Raw genomic sequence first — 17,273 nt, forward strand, 5'->3', positions numbered from 1 at the left:
CGCGACCCTCACCCGTCCGAGGATGTCATGCTGCGAGACTGTCGCGTGATGCCCTACACCCTCGTGGCTTTTCACGCCCACCCCGACGACGAGGCCCTGCTGACCTCGGGGACGATGGCGCGCGCCGCGGCCGAGGGGCACCGGGTGGTCCTGGTCGTCGCGACCGACGGCGAGCTGGGTCTGGCCTCGACCGACTTCACCGCCGGCGGCGGGCTGGCGGCGCACCGCCGCGCCGAGCTCGAGGCCAGCGCCGCGGTGCTCGGGGTCGCCCGCACCGAGTGGCTGGGCTACGCCGACAGCGGCAGCGGCGAGGAGCTGTTGCCCGACCCACCGGGGCGCACCCGGTTCGTGCGGGCGCCGGTCGAGGAGGCCGCCCAGCGGCTCGCCGGCATCCTCGGCGAGGAGCAGGCCGAGGTGCTGCTGACGTACGACCCGAACGGCGGTTACGGCCATCGCGACCACGTGCGGGTGCACGAGGTGGGAGCTCGTGCCGCCGAGATCGCAGGCACACCAAGGGTTCTCGAGGCCACCGTGCCGCGCGACCTGCTGGTGCGGGTGCTGCGGCTGCTGACCAAGGTCTATCGCTTCCCGCCGGAGTTCGACCTGTCGTCGTTCGAGCGGGCCTACAGCGCCCGGGCCGACATCACCCACCGCATCCCGGTCCGGCGCTTCGTCCGGGCCAAGCGAGCCTCGCTGCGCGCGCACGCGTCGCAGTCCTCGGCCGACGGCGGCACCGACCGCACGGTCGGGATGCTGCTGAAGATCCCGCGGCCGCTGTTCGACCTGGTCTTCCGCCGGGAGTGGTACGTCGACCGCGCCCACACCGGGCCGGTCGCCTCCGACGTGTTCGCCGGGCTGCCGTGAGCCCGGCCAGCCGCGCGCCGGCACCTGCCCCCGAGACCACCTTCCCGAAGCCGACACCGCGCACCGTGCTGCAGGCCGTGCTCGGGCTGGGCCTCGCGATGGCGATCATCGCCTTCGGCCTGCCCTACTTCGCCGACACCACCTGGGCCAAGATCGGCACGCACCTCGGGTCGGTCGGCCCGGCCTCCGCCCTGGAGCTGTTCGGCTGGATGGTGCTCGGGCTGTGGTGCTACACCTTCACCCTCACCGGCTCCCTGCCCGGCCTGTCGCACAGCAAGGCCCTGATGATGAACGTCTCGGGCTCGGCCGTCGGCAACATGCTGCCCGGCGGAGGCGCGGCGGGCGTGGCCGTGACCTACCTGTTCGGCCGCAGCTGGGGCTTCTCGCGGATGGCGATCTCGACCTCGATCATCGTCTCCGGGGTCTGGAACGTCCTGGCCCGGGTGGCCCTGCCGCTGCTCGGCATCGTGGTGCTCGCGTGGGACCAGACCGCGCTGCCGAAGTCGGTGCGCCAGGGCGCCTTCGCCGCCGGCGTGACCGCGCTGGTCGTGCTCGCGGTCTTCATCGCCATGGTCATCAGCGACGAGCGCGCCCGCCAGCTCGGCGGCCTCCTCGACCGGCGGGTCGGGCACCTGCTCGCCCGGCTGCGGCGCGGCCCGAAGAAGGGCCAGCGCCTCGACCTCGCGACCGTGCTGCAGAACCAGCGCTCCCGCCTCGCCAGCGTCACGGCCCACGGCTGGTTCCCGATGACGTTCGGGGTGGTGGGCTTCCTCGGGATCTACTTCGTGCTGTTCTGGCGCACGATGGAGGCGGTAGGCGTCGAGATCCCGCTGCCCAAGCTGTTCGCGGCGTACGCCATCGGCCGCCTGCTCACCGCCGTCGGCGTCACCCCGGGCGGGCTCGGCATCACCGAGGCCGGCACCCTCTCGGTGCTCGTCGCGTGGGGCGCCCCGCCCGCCCCCGCCGCGGCCGGCGTCCTGATCTTCGCGCTCTACACGCACGTGTTCGAGGTGCCGCTCGGGCTGCTGGGGTGGCTCGGCTGGTCGCTGAGCCCCAAGGTGCCGCCGCCCGACTGAGGTGCGGGCGAAGGGGTGCGAGCGGAGGCGTACGGCTCGGGGTCCCGCCCACATTTCGTGCGCAAGTGAACGAAATGCAGCGGGCCGCCGCGGAATCCCGGCCCCCACGCCTTCATTTCGTGCACAAGTGAACGAAATGAAGCCCGGCGTACGTCGGCGCCGGCACCCCCGGCCCGGCACCGGCGAGCGGGTCAGGCCAGGTGGCGGTCGGCCACGGCCGAGGTCCAGGCGAGCGCGGCGGCGCTGGCGATGCCGATCGGCACCAGCGCGAGCACCGCGAGGACGAGGTTCACGTCGTGGTCGGCCGGGCGCAGGCCCCAGCCGACGAAGATCAGCCCGACGACGGCCGACCCGACCAGCGCGAGCGAGGAACGAGCCGCCCACCCCGGACGCCGCGGCGCCGCACCGGGCTGGATCAGGGCCGCGAGACCGACCGCGAGCGCCGTCCAGCCGAGGCAGACCGCGACGGCCGCGAGCACGTCACCCGGACGGTGCCACTGCCCCACCACCGTGCCCGCACCGACGAACGTCGCCACGAACCCGGCGAACGGCACCACCACCCAGCGCCACGCCGCGGGCGCCACGAGCACGGCGGCCAGCCCCAGCGACAGCGCGACGGTGGCGTGACCGCTCGGCAGCGAGTTCCCGGCCCCGTCGGCACGGTCGAGCACGTTGAGCTTGAGGATGCGGGTCGTCACGTTGGCCCCCACGACCAGCACCATCGCGGCCACCGCGAGCCCCACCCGGCGCCGCATCAGGGCCACGCCCACGCAGACGGCGAGACACAGCGCGACTCCGCCGACACTGACGTACGTGATCCAGTCGGTGACCTTCATCGCCGCCGTCGCCGAGTTGCCGACCGCGTGCATCATGTCGTTGTCGAGCTCGGACCCGCGCAGGCTGCCCAGCGAGACCCGCACGATCGCAGCGAACGCCGCCAGCGCCAGCAGCCCCATCAGCACCACGCTCAGCCACGGCCCCGACGCGCGCCGCTCGGGACCCTCGGGCTCTTCGGGCAGGCGCCCGTCGGCCCCGCGCGTCTCCGCGAGGACCGGACGGCTCATGGTGGGTGCTTCGGACATGTGAACAGTGTGCAGGACCCGGCTGGACGCAGTCTGGACGCGTGACGGGTGCCCGCCGTCACGCGGAGCGGTTCACTCCCACTCGATGCCTTCTGTCGCAGGAGCGAACCGGCGGAACCTCACCTCACGCTGGCGCGCTCGCCGAGGCACCGCCGGTTCACTCCCACTCGATCGTCCCGGGGGCTTGCTCGTCACGTCCAGCACCACCCGGTTGACCTCTTCGACCTCGTTGGTGATGCGGCTGGAGATCCGGGCGAGCACGTCGTACGGCAGGCGCGTCCAGTCCGCCGTCATCGCGTCCTCCGACGACACCGGGCGCAGCACGATCGGGTGGCCGTAGGTGCGGCCGTCACCCTGCACGCCGACGGAGCGTACGTCCGCGAGCAGCACCACCGGGCACTGCCAGATGTCCCGGTCCAGCTCGGCCGCCGTGAGCTCCTCGCGCGCGATCAGGTCGGCCTTGCGCAGCGTCTCGAGCCGGTCCGCGGTGACCTCGCCGACGATCCGGATGCCGAGGCCCGGCCCCGGGAACGGCTGGCGGTAGACGATCTTCTCGGGCAGCCCCAGCTCGAGCCCGACCTGGCGCACCTCGTCCTTGAACAGCGTGCGCAGCGGCTCGACCAGCTTGAACTGGATGTCGTCGGGCAGCCCGCCGACGTTGTGGTGGCTCTTGATGTTGGCCGCGCCCGCACCGCCGCCGGACTCCACGACGTCGGGATAGAGCGTGCCCTGCACCAGCCACTTCACCGGGTGCTCGTTGTCGCCGCGGTCGTGCACGATGTCGCGCGCGGCCTGCTCGAAGATGCGGATGAACTCGCGGCCGATGATCTTGCGCTTCTGCTCCGGGTCGCTCACCCCGGCCAGCGCGTCGAGGTATCGCTCGCTCGCGTCGATCACGACCAGGTCGGCGCCGGTGAGCTCCACGAAGTCGGTGCGCACCTGCTCGGCCTCTCCCGCACGCAGCAGGCCGTGGTCGACGAACACGCAGGTCAGCTGGTCGCCGATCGCCTTCTGCACCAGCGCGGCCGCGACCATCGAGTCGACGCCACCGGACAGCGCACAGATCGCCCGGTCCTCGCCGACCTCCTCGCGCACCCGGGCGACCAGCTCGTCGACCATGTTCTTGGGGTCCACTCGGCCTCGAGGCCGGCGCCGCGCAGCAGGAAGTTCTCCATGACCCGCTGCCCGAACGTGGAGTGCATGACCTCCGGGTGCCACTGCACGCCGTACAGCCGGCGCTCGTCGTCCTCGAACGCCGCGACGGTCGTGCCGGGGGTGCGCGCGGTGACCTTCATGCCGTCGGGCGCCTCGCTCACCGAGTCGCCGTGCGACATCCACACCGACTGCTGCGGCGGCTGCCCGTTGAACAGCGTCGAGCCGGTGTCGTCGATGTCGGCCCGGGTCGCGCCGTACTCGCGCATGCCCGTGTGCGCCACGGTCCCGCCGAGCGCCTGGGTCATCGCCTGGAAGCCGTAGCAGATGCCGAAGACGGGCACGCCCGCCTCCAGCAGCGCCTTGTCGAGCGCGGGCGCGCCGTCGGCGTAGACCGACGACGGGCCGCCCGAGAGCACGATCGCCGCCGGCTCCATCGCGAGGATCTCCTCGGCCGGCATGTCGTGCGGCACGACCTCGCTGTAGAGCGAGGCCTCCCGCACGCGCCGGGCGATGAGCTGGGCGTACTGCGCGCCGAAGTCGACGACCAGGACGGGATGGTCCTGCAGATTCTCCGTCACAGCGAGAGCCTAGCGAGCCGTCGCGGGTGCGCCGCGCTCCAGCCGTTCCAGCTGGGCCTCGACCTCGCCGCCGACCTTGCGCTCGACCCAGAAGGACAGCAGCGGCACGCAGCCGGCGAGCATCACCAGCACCATCTTCGACAGCGGCCAGCGCACGGCGAACCCGAGCACGGCGGTGGCGACGACGTAGATCACGAAGATCAAGCCGTGCGGCTGCGGCCACCACGCGAGCGCGTCGTTCTGGAAGCCGTACTGCAGGATCATCTCGGCCACGAGCACCAGCAGCCCGATGCCGACGATGAACGCCATCACCTTGAAGAACTTCAGCTTGGTGCGGGCGCTCGGGACGTCGATGCGCTCCTCGCGGGCGAGGTCAGACATGCAGATCCTTCGGTCGTACGTCGTCGGCCGGCGCGGGCGCCCCGGCACCGTGGTCATCGGTCGGCCCGTCGGTCGGGCCGTCGTCGGTCGGGTCGTCGGCCGGCTCGTCGCCCGTCGGGCCGTCGTCGCGGGCCCTCAGGGCCAGCTGGTCGAGGTGGTCCTCGCGCACCGAGCGCCACCACAGGTAGAGGGCGAACACCGCGAACACCCACCACTGGAGGGCGTACCCGAGGTTGCGCCAGTCGACCCCTTCGACCGTCGGCGACGGCGGCGGCACGTGCTGCATCGCCGCGGACTGCTCGGCCGGGGTCTGCTCGATGGTGAACAGGAACGCGTTGTAGACCGTGCCGCCCCACTCGTTGAGCAGCGTGCTCACGTCGACCGAGGCCTGCTGCCCCGGCGGCACGGTGACGTCGGGGCGCGGCGACTCGGCCGGCACGAGGGAGCCGAGCAGCTGGATCGGCCCGGTGGGCGGGGCCGGGGCGGCGGCCGCGTCGGTCACGAAGCCGCGCAGGACCGGGATGCGCGCGCCGGTGCCGTCGACCACCAGCGGGGTCAGCACCCAGAAGCCGGCCCGGCCCTCGAGGCGCCGGTCGGGCACGAGGAACTGCTTGGGCGCGTCGTACGTCCCGGTCACGCTGACCCGGCGCAGCGACCCGTCGTCGGGGAACGCCTCGTGCGGGGCGATGACCTCGTTCAGCGGCGCGACCGGCTGGGCCGGCCCCTGCTGCAGCACCTGCTCGCGCGCGTCCTGCTTGGCGACGCCGTACTGCCAGAAGCCGAGGCCCACGAAGAGCGCCACGAAGGCCAGCGCGAGCGCCAGCAGCGCCAGGTGACGCGGGCGGCGGGCGGTCTCGATCACTCCCTCAGGGTAGGCGTCGAACCTGACCGCTCCCGCGTCGCCTCAGGCGGTGCGCGTCGCCGGCATGCCGAGCTCGACGCCGGGCACCCGCGCGGGCTCGGCCGGGAAGCGCCGGTATCCCTCGCCCTGCGCCGGGCGCTGGTCGGTCTGCCCCTTGGCCGGCCACAGCGAGATCGCCCGCTCCGCCTGCGCGGTGATGGTCAGCGAGGGGTTCACGCCGAGGTTGGCCGACACCGCCGACCCGTCGACCACGTGCATCCCGGGATAGCCCCAGACCCGCTGGTAGGGGTCGACGACCCCGCGCTCGGGGCTGTCGGAGATCACCGCGCCGCCGAGGAAGTGCGCGGTCATCGGGATGCCGAACGTCTCGGGCCAGGTGCTGCCGGCGATGGTGTGCACCCCGCTGCGCTCCTGCAGGCGCTTGGCGATGGCGCGCACCGCGGCCTGCCCCTGCGGGATGTACGTCGGGTTCGGCATGCCGTGGCCCTGCCGGCTGGTCAGCCAGTAGCGGCCGAAGCGCTTGCGCACCGACGTGGTCAGCGAGTTGTCGAGGGTCTGCATCACCAGCAGGATCACCGTGCGCTCGCTCCACCGCGGGCCGAACGCCGCCCGGGTGTTGGAGATCGGCTCGCGCAGGAACTTGCGGGTGAACTCCAGGCCGCGCGAGGCGAGCGACCGGGAGCTGTCGACCTGCAGGGTCGACAGCAGCCCCATCGCGTTGGAGCCGGGGCCGTAGCGGACGTTCTCGACGTGGGTGTGCTCGTCGACGTGGAACGAGGTGGTGATCGCGATGCCCTTGGCGACCGGGAAGTCCTCGCGCACCGTCACCGCGGCCGCGCCCTCGAGGGCCTCGGAGTTGGTGCGGGTGAGCATGCCGAGCCGGTCGGACAGCTTCGCGAGCCGCCCGGTCTGGCGCATGGTGTGCAGCAGGTTCTGGGTGCCCCAGGCGCCGGCCGCGAGCACGACCTGCTCGGCGGTGACCGTCTGCTCGCCGCGCTTCACCCACGCGCCCGTGCGGCGGGTCGTGACGCGAAAACCCTTGTCTCCCAATGGGTCCAGGCCGACGACCGTGCGCATCGGCTGGATCTTCACGCCGGCCCGCTCGGCCAGCGCGAGGTAGTTCTTCATGAGCGTGTTCTTGGCGCCCACGCGGCAGCCGACCATGCAGTTGCCGCACTCGGTGCAGCCGCTGCGCGCCGGGCCCTCGCCGCCGAAGTAGGGGTCGGCCACCTGCTTGCCGGGCTCGCCGAAGAACACCCCGACCGGCGTCTTGCGGAAGGTGCTGCCGACGCCCATGTCGTGCGCGACGTCGCGCATGACCTGCTCGACCGGCCCGTCGCACGGGTTGTCCTCGACGACGCCGAGCATCCGCCGCGCCACGTCGTAGTGCGGGGTGAGCTCGTCCTCCCAGTCGGTGATGTGGCCCCACTGCGGGTCGGTGTAGAACGGCCCCGTCGGCTGGTAGAGCGTGTTGGCGTAGTTGAGCGATCCGCCGCCGACACCCGCCCCGGCCAGGATCAGCACGTCGGGCAGCTTGTGGATGCGCTGCACGCCGAAGCACTTCAGCGCCGGCGCCCACAGGTATCGGCGCAGGTCCCAGGAGGTCTTGGCAAAGTCCGCGTCCTCGAAGCGGCGGCCCGCCTCGAGCACCAGGACGGAGTAGCCCTTCTCGGCCAGCCGCAGCGCCGCCACCGAGCCGCCGAAGCCGGAGCCCACGACGACGACGTCGTAGTCGTAGGTGCCGGTCACGACAGGCCCGCGCCCTTCATCACGCGCAGGCCGGTGGCCATGGCCTTGGCCCACACCTTCTCGGGGACGCCCTTGGGCACGGCGAAGCCGGGCGGGCGCTGGACCGCGACGTTCTGCGACTCGGTGTACTTCTGGATGCCCTCGGCGCCGTGCCGCCGGCCGAGACCCGAGGCACCCATGCCACCCATCGGCGAGCCGTTGCTGCCCCACGCCGCGGCGTAGCCCTCGTTGATGTTGACCGTGCCGGTGCGGATCTGCGCGGCGAGCTCGCGCCCGCGCCGGACGTCGCGCGTCCAGACCGAGGCGTTGAGGCCGTACGGCGTGTCGTTGGCGAGCGCCAGCGCCTCCTGGTCGTTCGCGACCCGATAGACCGACACGACGGGCCCGAAGGTCTCCTCGTCGCGGCAGAGCATGTCGCCGGTGACGTTGGTGAGCACGGTCGGCTCGTAGAACAGCGGGCCGAGGTCGGGCCGCGCCCGCCCGCCGGCGAGCACCGCGGCGCCCTTGGCCTTGGCGTCCTCGACGTGCGCGCTGACCCGCTCGAGCTGCTCGGCGGTCACCAGCGTGCCCATGTCGATGCCCCACTGCAGGCCGGGGCCGATGCGCATCGCCTCGACCCGGCGCAGGAAGTGCTTGAGGAACTCGTCGGCGACCTGCTCGTGCACGATCAGCCGCTCGGCCGAGATGCACAGCTGCCCCGCCGAGCCGTACGCCGCCCGCACCGCCCCCTCCGCGGCGCGGCTGGGCGAGGCGTCGGCACGGACGTACATCGGGTTCTTGCCGCCGAGCTCCAGCGAGGCGCCGACGAGGCGCTCCCCGCGTCGCGGGCGACGCCGCGGCCGGTCTTGGTGGAGCCGGTGTACATCACGTAGTCGGCGCGGTCGAGCACCGCCTTGCCGATGACCGAGCCGGGGCCGAGCACGACCTGCAGCACGCCCTCGGGCAGCCCCGCCTGGTCGATCAGCTCGACGGCGCGCAGCGCGGTGAGGGCCGACTGGGTGTCGGGGCGCAGCACGACGGCGTTGCCCGCGACCAGGGCCGGGAGCGCGTCGGTGATCGACATCGACAGGGGGTAGTTCCACGGCGACACGACCCCGACGACGCCCTTGGGATGGCGCAGCTCGACCGAGGTGGTGAGCAGCGGGATCGCGCCCAGGTGCTTCTTCGGGCCGAGGTAGCTCTCGGCCTTCTTGGCGTAGTGCCGGCACACGCCCGCCGCGTCGAGCACCTCCTCGAACGCGTGCTTGCGCGCCTTGCCGGCGTCGAGCTGGATGAGGTCGAGCAGCTCGTTCTGGTGGCGCAGCAGCAGGTCGTGCAGGCGGGTCAGGAAGCGGGTGCGCTCCTCGACCGGCCGCGCGGCCCAGCGCGCGGCGGCCTCGCGGGCGTCGCGGAAGGCCTGGTCGACCGAGTCGACCGTCGAGAGCGGCAGCCGCCCGATCACCTCGCCGGTGAACGGGGTGACGCACTCGTGCATCTCGGGCCGCGCCGGGGCGACGACGCGCCGCCCGAGGCGGGCGTCGAGGCCGGTGGGGAGGGCGTACGCGCTGGGCTGGCCGCCCGCGTCGGCGGAGGAACGCTGCCGAGAGTCCTGGACCAACGAATCAGTCATTACGTCAGCGTAACCTCGCGGGACGTGATCTGCGCCACTGAACGTCCAAAAATCCGCGCGGGGGACCCAGATCCCGGGTAGGAGCGTGCGACCGGCTCGGCGACGATGCCGCGAGCCCGGAGCGTGCGACGGGCTCGCGGAGGAGGAGCTGAGCCAGAAGGAGTAAGCGCGTGCTCGGCGACGATGCCGCGAGACCGGAGCGTACGACCGGCTCGGCGAATCAGGACCGCTGGTACGGCGCGACGACGACCTCGACGCGCTGGAACTCCTTGAGGTCGGTGTAGCCCGTGGTGGCCATCGCCCGGCGCAGCGCGCCGATGAGGTTGGTGGTGCCGTCGGCGCCGCGGCCGGGGCCGAGCAGGATCTCCTGCAGCGAACCGACGGTGCCGACCTCGACCCGCTCGCCGCGCGGCAGCTCGTGGTGGTGCGCCTCGGAGCCCCAGTGGAACCCGCGGCCGGGGGCGTCGCTCGCCCGCGCCAGCGCGGCGCCGATCATCACCGCGTCGGCGCCGCAGCCGACGGCCTTCACGATGTCGCCGGAGGTGCCCATGCCGCCGTCGGCGATGACGTGGACGTAGCGCCCGCCCGACTCGTCGAGGTAGTCGCGCCGCGCGGCCGCGATGTCGGCGATCGCCGAGGCCATCGGCGCGTGGATGCCGAGCGTGACGCGGGTGGTGTGCGCCGCGCCGCCGCCGAACCCGACGAGCACGCCGGCCGCGCCGGTGCGCATCAGGTGCAGCGCCGCGGTGTACGTGCTCGCGCCCCCGACGATCACCGGCACGTCGAGCTCGTAGATGAACCGCTTGAGGTTGAGCGGCTCGGCCTTGCCGGACACGTGCTCGGCCGAGACGGTCGTACCGCGGATGACGAACAGGTCGACGCCGGCGTCGACGACCGACTTCCAGTGCTCCTGGGTGCGCTGCGGGCTGAGCGCGCCCGCGACGGTCACGCCCGCGTCGCGAATCTCCTTGAGCCGCAACGAGATCAGGTCGGGGTTGATCGGCTGGGCGTAGAGCTCGCGCATGCGCGAGGTGGCCTCAGCGGGGTCTAGCCCGGCGATCTCGGCGAGCAGCGGCTCGGGGCTCTCGTAGCGGGTCCACAGCCCCTCGAGGTCGAGCACCGGCAGGCCGCCGAGCTGCCCGAACGCGATCGCGGTCTGCGGCGACATCACCGAGTCCATCGGCGCGGCCAGCACCGGGAGGTCGAAGTGGTAGGCGTCGATCTGCCAGGAGACCGACACCTCCTCGGGGTCGCGCGTGCGCCGCGACGGCACCACCGCCACGTCGTCGAAGGAAAACGCGCGCCGCCCCCGCTTGCCGCGGCCGATCTCGATCTCAGTCACCGGCACAGGCTATCGACGGGCGGCCGCGCGAGGCCCACCAGGCGGTGCATGCAAATTGCTACCATGCATGCATGGCCCTGATCCAGATCCGCGACGTGCCCGAGGACGTCTACGAGACGATCCGCCGCCGGGCGCGCCGGTCGGGCCAGTCGATCCAGGCGTACATGCTCGCCCGGACGGTCGAGGTGGGCCGACGGCCCGAGCCCGACGAGGTCGTGCAAGCCCTCGAGGACGACCTCGCCGGTCGCCCGCCGCTGACCCTCGACGTCAACCAGGTGCTCGCCGCGCGCGACGCCGACCGCTGACGTGCTCGTCATCGACGCCTCCGCCCTGGTCCTGGCCGTCGTCGACACCACGAGCCGCGGCGCAGCCGTGCGCCAGCAGCTCCTGTCCGGCGTCGCCGCCCCGCACCTCGTCGACGCGGAGTGCGGTCAGGCGTTGCGCGGGCTCGTCCACCGCGGGGTGCTGCCCGCCGACCGAGCCGCCACCTCGCTGGCCGCGGCGCGCGACCTCGTCGTCCAGCGCTACCCCGTCGCCCCGCTGCAGTCCAGAGCCTGGGAGCTGCGCGACAGCCTCAGCTTCTACGACGCGACCTACGTCGCGCTCGCCGAGGTGCTCGACGCGCGACTTCTCACCGCCGACCGACGGCTCGCGACCGCGCCCGGCCCCGAGTGCCCCATCGACCTCGCCTGACCCGGCCGACGTCGCGGGGCGAGGCACCCGCGCCCCTTCCGCATTTCGTACGTCGTCGCACGATCTGAGCGGCCCCTCCCCCGGGATCCCGGGGTCGGCCCGCCGCACTTCGTACGTCGTCGCACGATCTGCGAGACGGGCTATCGCCCGCGCGCTTATCGCCCGACGTAGTTGGGCGCCTCCACGATCCCCTGCACGTCGTGCGGGTGCGACTCCTTCAGGCCGGCGGTCGTGATGCGCACGAACTGGCCGCGCTCCTGCAGCTCGGGGATGGTGCGGGCGCCGACGTAGAACATCGACTGACCCAGGCCGCCGACCAGCTGGTGCAGCACCCCGGACAGCGAGCCGCGGTAGGCGACGCGACCCTCGATGCCCTCGGGCACGATCTCGTCGTCGCTCGCGACGTCGGCCTGGAAGTAGCGGTCCTTGGAGAAGGACTTCTTGCCACGCGAGGCCATCGCCCCGAGCGACCCCATGCCGCGGTAGCTCTTGAACTGCTTGCCGTTGACCAGGATCAGGTCGCCCGGCGACTCCTCGCAGCCGGCGAGCAGCGAGCCGAGCATCACCGTGTCGGCGCCGGCGACCAGGGCCTTGGCGATGTCGCCGGAGTACTGCAGGCCGCCGTCGCCGATCACCGGCACCCCCGCCGGGCGGCACGCCTGCGCCGCGTCGAAGATCGCCGTGACCTGAGGGACGCCGACGCCCGCGACCACGCGCGTGGTGCAGATCGAGCCCGGTCCGACCCCGACCTTGACCGCGTCGACACCCGCGTCGACCAGCGCCTGCGCGCCGGCCTGGGTCGCGACGTTGCCGCCGATGATCTGCACGTGGCGGGTGGCCGGGTCGGACTTGAGCTTCTTGATCATCTCGAGCATGAGCCGCGCGTGCCCGTTGGCCACGTCGGGGACCAGCACGTCGACACCGGCGTCGACCAGCGTGGTGGCGCGCTCCCAGGCGTCGCCGAAGTAGCCGATCGCCGCGGCGACGAGCAGCCGCCCCTGGCCGTCCTTGGACGCGTTGGGGAACTGCTCGGACTTCACGAAGTCCTTGACCGTGATAAGGCCGGACAGCTTGCCGTCACCGTCGACCAGCGGCAGCCGCTCGCGCTTGTGCTGGCGCAGCAGCGCGGTGGCGTCCTCGTGGGAGATGTCGGTGGGCGCGGTGATGAGCGGCATCGGCGTCATGACCTCGCGCACCCGCAGCGTGCCCCAGTCGGCGACGGGGGTGAACCGCAGGTCGCGGTTGGTGATCATGCCGATGAGGGTGCCGTCGCCCTCGACGACCGGGAGGCCGCTCACGCGGTACTCGCCGCACAGCTCGTCGAGCTGCTCGAGGGTGGCGTCGGGGCCGATGGTGACGGGGTTGGTGATGCGCCCGGTCTGGGTGCGCTTCACGAGGTCGACCTGATAGGCCTGGTCCTCGATCGACAGGTTGCGGTGCAGCACGCCGAGCCCGCCCTGGCGGGCCATGGCGATCGCCATGCGGGCCTCGGTGACGGTGTCCATCGCGGCCGAGATCAGCGGCACGCGCAGGGAGATCTCCCGGGTCAGCCGCGAGGTGGTGTCGACCTCGCTGGGCACGACATCCGTCTCACCGGGCAGCAGCAGCACGTCGTCGTAGGTCAGACCGAGCTGGCCGAAGTGCGTGGGAACCGAAGGAAGCGGGGCCATCTCTGGTGCCATGAACCAAGTGTAGGTTCCCCGAAGGGGTGCCCTGACCACGGCAGGAACAGCCGATCACGGCGTACGTCTGCGCCAGGTCAGGGGCTGGGCGTCACCGAGGGCGCCGGGCCACGACCGTTGCCCCGGCTGGTGCGCTCGGTGGACTGGCCAGGGGCGTCGGCCGACCGGCCGGGCGAGCGCTGCGACGTGGTCGAGCCGGTCGGCTCGGGACTGATCAGGCGCTGCCGGCTCGTGGTCGAGCCGGTGCTGTCGACGCTCGACCCCTTCGGGCCGCCGGGGCGCGACGCCGAGGAGCTGGACGAGGTCGGCGACGGGCTCGAGGGCCGGATCGACGGACGGTTCGCCTCGGTCGAGGTCGACGTGCCGGACGAGGAGCCCGAGGAGCTGGAGCTCGTGGACCCGCTGCTGCTGGTCGACCCCGTGCTGGAGCTGCTGCTCGGCCGCGAGGAGCTGCTGCCCGTCGAGGTCGAGGAGCCGCTGCCGCCCGAGGACGACCCGGACGGTGTCGACGGGGTGGTCGGGGTGGCCGTCGGCGCGGGACCGGTGCCCGGGCGGCTCGGCCGCTGCTGCTGCGACGTGCCCGGCGCATCGCTCAGCGACGCCGTGCCCGGCAGCCGGGACGGCAGGTCGGTCGGGGTCGGGCGCGGCGAGGGGCTCGTGCCGGGCGGGCCCGGCAGCGGCGAGGACGCCGGGGCGGTGGTCGCCGAGCCCGACGGCTGACCCACCGTGGTGGAGCTGCCGGTCGAGCCGGGGACGCCGCCGTTGCCGCTGCCGTCGTCGTTGCCGTGGCCGCTGCCACCGTCGCCGGTGCCGTCGTCGGCGACCGGTGTCTGGCTGGGCGTCTGGCCCCCGAACACGCTGCTCGCCACGTTGCCGAGCTGGTAGAGCACCGGGACCTGGTGACCGGTCACCGCGGCAGCCATCGACGAGACCGAGAGGGTGGCGACGGCGATGCCCGTGGCCGCACCGACGTACGACAGGTGCCGGCGGCGCGACGGGCGCGCCGGGACCGAGCCGGGGTGCGGTCGATCTCCCCGACCCACGCGGAGAGCAGGTCGCTGAGCTCGTCGCGCTCCGCGGGGCGGCGGCGGCCGCCGAGGGCGTCGAGCGCCCGGTCGTCGCTGTGGATGCGACCGAGAGAGGGCGGCGTCACGCCAGCTCACTCCCCTCGGCCAGCATGCTGCGCAGCCGGCCGAGAGCGCGGTGCTGGGCCACACGCACGGCGCCGGGGGTCATGCCCAGCGCCTCGGCGGTCTCGTCGGCCGAGAGGCCCACGGCCACGCGCAGCGTGACGATCTCGCGGTGCTGGGGGAGAGCCGGTCCATCAGCTCCCACACGGCGCGCGCCTGGTCCGAGCGCAGCGCGTGCTCCTCGGGGCCTGCGGCGGAGTCGACCTGGTCGGGCACGTCGTCGGTGGGCACCGCTCCGCGCAGGGTGCCGCGCTGGGCGTCGGCGACCTGGTTGGCGGCGATGCGATAGACGAAGGCCTCGAACGGGAGCCCGCGGTCGGTGTAGCGCGACAGCGACGTCAGCACGGCCACACACACCTCCTGCGCCACGTCCTGCGCGGCTTCCCGGGCTCCGGGCAAGGTGCCGAGACGCGCCCGCGCATAGCGGACAGCGATCTGGTGGACCCCTGCCATGAGCTGATCTGTGGCTGCGCCGTCACCTGCCCGCGCGGCGCCAACCAGATCCCGCAACGCACCCTGCGGGATCGACTGCTCCATCGGCCTGGGGCCGGAGAATGTTACGGGTGTGACGTCATCCTGATCGTCTGCTGAGACAGGGTCGGCGGAGCCGCGGCGTCCGTAACGCACATGTCCTCCGTCCCGAGTGTCCAGCAGCGGCCCCCTGCCGCGGTCGCTGGAGGTGCCGGCGACCTGAGATCCAGCGTGACCGACGACTCCTACCTGTGCAAGCCGACCCCGCAAACTCGGCTCCTCCCTGCGGGTGACCCCGGTCTCGCCCGGCGTCGCGGGGCGCACGCACCGCCCGCCGTACGTCGGGCGCCGGCTCTCCCCGTACGCCGGCACGGGTGTGTCCGCACCCGCCGCCGTCTGGGAGGATCACGGCTATGGCTGGTGACGCAGGCGACCCCGTGATCGAGGTGCCGATCCGTGACGAGGAGATCCGCCTCGGGCAGTTGCTGAAGCTGTCCGGGCTGGTCGAGGACGGCGCCGAGGCGCGCGAGCTCATCCAGACCGGGCGCGTCCAGGTCGACGGCGAGGTCGAGACCCGCCGGGCCCACGGCGTACGCCCGGGCAGCACCGTGCACCTGCCCGGCGCGACCATGACCGTGGTGCGCGCCGACGAGGTCTCACCCGCGCCCTGACGTACGACACCCCTGCGTACGCCACCCCCGACGTACGGCACCCCCGGAGCCCCGCATGAAACCCGGTTACGGCCATCTGACCCTGATGCATCGAGGTCATACGCACCTGACCCGGTTTCATGCACATCGAGGTCGGCGCACGTAACCCGGTTTCATGCCCAGGGTGGGGCATGAGGGCTGGGGGCATGACATGGGTCGGCCCCGGTGCGCGAGCGCGCACCGGGGCCGACCCGTCGGACCGAGAGGTCAGTGGCTGTGGCCGTGGCCGGCAGCCGCCGGCTCCTCTTCCTCCGGCTTGTCGACGACCAGCGTGTCGGTGGTGAGCACCATCGACGCGATGGACGCGGCGTTGCGCAGCGCGGAGCGGGTGACCTTGACCGGGTCGATGATCCCGGCCTTGACCAGGTCGCCGTACTCACCGGTGGCGGCGTTGAGGCCGCTGCCGATGCCCAGCTCGCCGACGCGCGCGACGGCGACGTAGCCCTCGAGCCCGGCGTTCTCGGCGATCCAGCGCAGCGGCTCGGCGACCGCCTTGCGCACGATCGCGACACCAGTGGCCTCGTCGCCCTCGAGCGACAGGTCGTCCAGCGCTGCGGCGGCGTGGATGAGGGCCGAGCCGCCGCCGGCGACGATGCCCTCCTCGATGGCCGCGCGGGTCGCCGAGATGGCGTCCTCGATGCGGTGCTTCTTCTCCTTGAGCTCCACCTCGGTGTGCGCACCCACGCGGATCACGCAGACACCGCCGGCGAGCTTGGCCAGGCGCTCCTGCAGCTTCTCGCGGTCCCAGTCGGAGTCGGTGCGCTCGATCTCGGCCTTGAGCTCCTTGACCCGGCCCTCGACCGCGTCGTTGTCGCCGGCGCCGTCGATGATCGTGGTGGTGTCCTTGGTGAGGACGACGCGGCGGGCCTGGCCCAGCACGTCGAGGTCGGCCTGGTCGAGCTTGAGGCCGACCTCCTCGGCGATGACCTGACCGCCGGTCAGGATCGCGATGTCCTGCAGCATCGCCTTGCGGCGGTCGCCGAAGCCGGGTGCCTTGACCGCGGCGACGTTGAACGTGCCGCGGATCTTGTTGACGACCAGGGTCGACAGGGCCTCGCCCTCGACGTCCTCGGCGATGATCAGCAGCGGCTTGCCGGACTGGACGACCTTCTCCAGCAGCGGCAGCAGGTCGGCGATCGAGCCGATCTTGCCCTGGTTGATGAGGATGTAGGCGTCCTCGAGGACGGCCTCCATGCGCTCGGGGTCGGTCACGAAGTACTGCGACAGGTAGCCCTTGTCGAACTGCATGCCCTCGGTGAAGTCCAGCTCGGTGACCGTGCTCGAGGACTCCTCGACGGTGATCACGCCGTCCTTGCCGACCTTGTCGAACGCGTCGGCGATGAGCCCGCCGATGGTCTCGTCCTGGGCCGAACCGGTCGCGACCTGGGCAATCTCGCTCTTGCCCTCGACCGCGCGGGCGTTCTGCAGCAGCCGCTCCTTCATCGCGTCGACGGCCTTGTCGATGCCGCGCTTGACGCCACCGGGCGCCGCGCCGGCCGCGACGTTGCGCAGGCCCTCCTTGACCAGGGCCTGGGCGAGGACCGTGGCGGTCGTCGTGCCGTCACCGGCGATGTCGTTGGTCTTGGTGGCGGCCTCCTTGGCGAGCTGCGCACCGAGGTTCTCGTACGGGTCCTCCAGCTCGACCTCGCGAGCGATGGTGACGCCGTCGTTGGTGATGGTGGGGGCACCCCACTTCTTGTCGATCACGACGTTGCGACCCTTGGGGCCGAGCGTGACCTTCACGGCGTTGGCGAGGGCGTCGACGCCCCGCTCGAGCGACTTGCGAGCGGAGTCGTTGAACTCCAGCTGCTTGGCCATGTTGTGGATTT

16 protein-coding genes and 2 pseudogenes are annotated in these 17,273 nt (G+C 72.5%); 6 read left to right on the forward strand and 12 right to left on the reverse strand.

All coding sequences use genetic code 11. The annotated features are described in order from the left end of the window. Window positions 1-27: 27 nt before the first annotated feature. Both QUE40_RS13445 and QUE40_RS13450 read left to right on the forward strand, forming a co-directional pair. Complete coding sequence (locus tag QUE40_RS13445; RefSeq protein WP_289231301.1) at window positions 28-864, forward strand: PIG-L deacetylase family protein; 837 nt, start codon at window positions 28-30, stop codon at window positions 862-864. After that, window positions 861-1,940 carry a lysylphosphatidylglycerol synthase transmembrane domain-containing protein gene (locus QUE40_RS13450; protein WP_289231302.1) on the forward strand — a complete coding sequence of 360 codons (1,080 nt, stop codon included), beginning with the start codon at window positions 861-863 and terminating at the stop codon, window positions 1,938-1,940. Before QUE40_RS13445 ends, QUE40_RS13450 begins: the two co-directional genes overlap by 4 nt. 191 nt (window positions 1,941-2,131) lie before the next feature. Here QUE40_RS13450 and QUE40_RS13455 read toward each other — a convergent pair whose 3' ends face one another. From QUE40_RS13455 to QUE40_RS13490, 7 genes and pseudogenes are all read right to left on the reverse strand, one after another. Then, window positions 2,132-3,022 (reverse strand): phosphatase PAP2 family protein, encoded by an 891-nt coding sequence (locus tag QUE40_RS13455; protein ID WP_142006210.1) that lies wholly within the window; start codon window positions 3,020-3,022, stop codon window positions 2,132-2,134. 157 nt (window positions 3,023-3,179) lie between these two features. Next, window positions 3,180-4,755 (reverse strand): annotated as a pseudogene (guaA, locus tag QUE40_RS13460) (glutamine-hydrolyzing GMP synthase). A 9-nt stretch (window positions 4,756-4,764) separates the two neighbouring features. After that, window positions 4,765-5,136 carry a DUF3817 domain-containing protein gene (locus QUE40_RS13465; RefSeq protein WP_142006213.1) on the reverse strand — a complete coding sequence of 124 codons (372 nt, stop codon included), beginning with the start codon at window positions 5,134-5,136 and terminating at the stop codon, window positions 4,765-4,767. After that, the gene (locus QUE40_RS13470; RefSeq protein ID WP_289231303.1) at window positions 5,129-5,998 is read right to left on the reverse strand and encodes an SURF1 family protein; all 870 of its coding nucleotides are present in this window, start codon (window positions 5,996-5,998) and stop codon (window positions 5,129-5,131) included. The genes QUE40_RS13465 and QUE40_RS13470 overlap by 8 nt, the downstream gene beginning before the upstream one ends. A 42-nt stretch (window positions 5,999-6,040) precedes the next feature. Beyond that, entirely contained in the window at window positions 6,041-7,747 is a 1,707-nt protein-coding gene (locus QUE40_RS13475) for a GMC oxidoreductase (RefSeq protein ID WP_289231304.1), read from the reverse strand. Next, window positions 7,744-9,356, reverse strand: a pseudogene (locus QUE40_RS19360) (succinic semialdehyde dehydrogenase). The gene QUE40_RS13475 and the pseudogene QUE40_RS19360 overlap by 4 nt, the downstream one beginning before the upstream one ends. Window positions 9,357-9,576: 220 nt before the next feature. Continuing rightward, window positions 9,577-10,698 (reverse strand): GuaB3 family IMP dehydrogenase-related protein, encoded by a 1,122-nt coding sequence (locus QUE40_RS13490; RefSeq protein ID WP_142006220.1) that lies wholly within the window; start codon window positions 10,696-10,698, stop codon window positions 9,577-9,579. 71 nt (window positions 10,699-10,769) lie between these two features. Between QUE40_RS13490 and QUE40_RS13495 the strand changes: the two genes are divergently transcribed. Both QUE40_RS13495 and QUE40_RS13500 read left to right on the forward strand, forming a co-directional pair. Further along, window positions 10,770-11,003, forward strand: a complete 234-nt coding sequence (locus QUE40_RS13495; RefSeq protein WP_142006222.1) for a FitA-like ribbon-helix-helix domain-containing protein — start codon at window positions 10,770-10,772, stop codon at window positions 11,001-11,003. A gap of 1 nt (window position 11,004) precedes the next feature. After that, window positions 11,005-11,391 carry a type II toxin-antitoxin system VapC family toxin gene (locus QUE40_RS13500; RefSeq protein ID WP_289231307.1) on the forward strand — a complete coding sequence of 129 codons (387 nt, stop codon included), beginning with the start codon at window positions 11,005-11,007 and terminating at the stop codon, window positions 11,389-11,391. Window positions 11,392-11,546: 155 nt separating this feature from the next. On the opposite strand, the gene guaB is transcribed toward QUE40_RS13500, so the two are convergent. Then, a complete protein-coding gene (guaB, locus tag QUE40_RS13505) occupies window positions 11,547-13,073 on the reverse strand; it encodes an IMP dehydrogenase (RefSeq protein ID WP_142006223.1) in 1,527 nt (508 codons plus the stop codon). Window positions 13,074-13,211: 138 nt separating this feature from the next. On the opposite strand from guaB, the gene QUE40_RS13510 reads away from it, so the two are divergent. Beyond that, window positions 13,212-13,793 (forward strand): hypothetical protein, encoded by a 582-nt coding sequence (locus QUE40_RS13510; protein WP_289231308.1) that lies wholly within the window; start codon window positions 13,212-13,214, stop codon window positions 13,791-13,793. 187 nt (window positions 13,794-13,980) lie between these two features. Here QUE40_RS13510 and QUE40_RS13515 read toward each other — a convergent pair whose 3' ends face one another. Genes QUE40_RS13515 through QUE40_RS13525 form a run of 3 tightly spaced genes read right to left on the reverse strand, consistent with a single transcriptional unit; the run spans window position 13,981 to window position 14,800 of the window. Next, window positions 13,981-14,226 (reverse strand): hypothetical protein, encoded by a 246-nt coding sequence (locus QUE40_RS13515; protein WP_289231309.1) that lies wholly within the window; start codon window positions 14,224-14,226, stop codon window positions 13,981-13,983. Continuing rightward, window positions 14,223-14,354 (reverse strand): sigma factor-like helix-turn-helix DNA-binding protein, encoded by a 132-nt coding sequence (locus QUE40_RS19730; RefSeq protein ID WP_433997002.1) that lies wholly within the window; start codon window positions 14,352-14,354, stop codon window positions 14,223-14,225. Before QUE40_RS19730 ends, QUE40_RS13515 begins: the two co-directional genes overlap by 4 nt. Beyond that, entirely contained in the window at window positions 14,306-14,800 is a 495-nt protein-coding gene (locus QUE40_RS13525) for a sigma factor (RefSeq protein WP_433997003.1), read from the reverse strand. Before QUE40_RS13525 ends, QUE40_RS19730 begins: the two co-directional genes overlap by 49 nt. 347 nt (window positions 14,801-15,147) lie before the next feature. Here QUE40_RS13525 and QUE40_RS13530 point away from each other — a divergent pair, with 347 nt between their 5' ends. Further along, window positions 15,148-15,405, forward strand: coding sequence for an RNA-binding S4 domain-containing protein (locus QUE40_RS13530; RefSeq protein ID WP_142006229.1), 258 nt, complete (start codon window positions 15,148-15,150; stop codon window positions 15,403-15,405). A 246-nt stretch (window positions 15,406-15,651) separates the two neighbouring features. On the opposite strand, the gene groL is transcribed toward QUE40_RS13530, so the two are convergent. Further along, window positions 15,652-17,262 carry a chaperonin GroEL gene (groL, locus tag QUE40_RS13535; protein WP_289231311.1) on the reverse strand — a complete coding sequence of 537 codons (1,611 nt, stop codon included), beginning with the start codon at window positions 17,260-17,262 and terminating at the stop codon, window positions 15,652-15,654. Between the last annotated feature and the right edge of the window lie 11 nt (window positions 17,263-17,273).

This window comes from Barrientosiimonas endolithica, from assembly GCF_030296655.1.
GTDB lineage: Bacteria > Actinomycetota > Actinomycetes > Actinomycetales > Dermatophilaceae > Barrientosiimonas > Barrientosiimonas humi.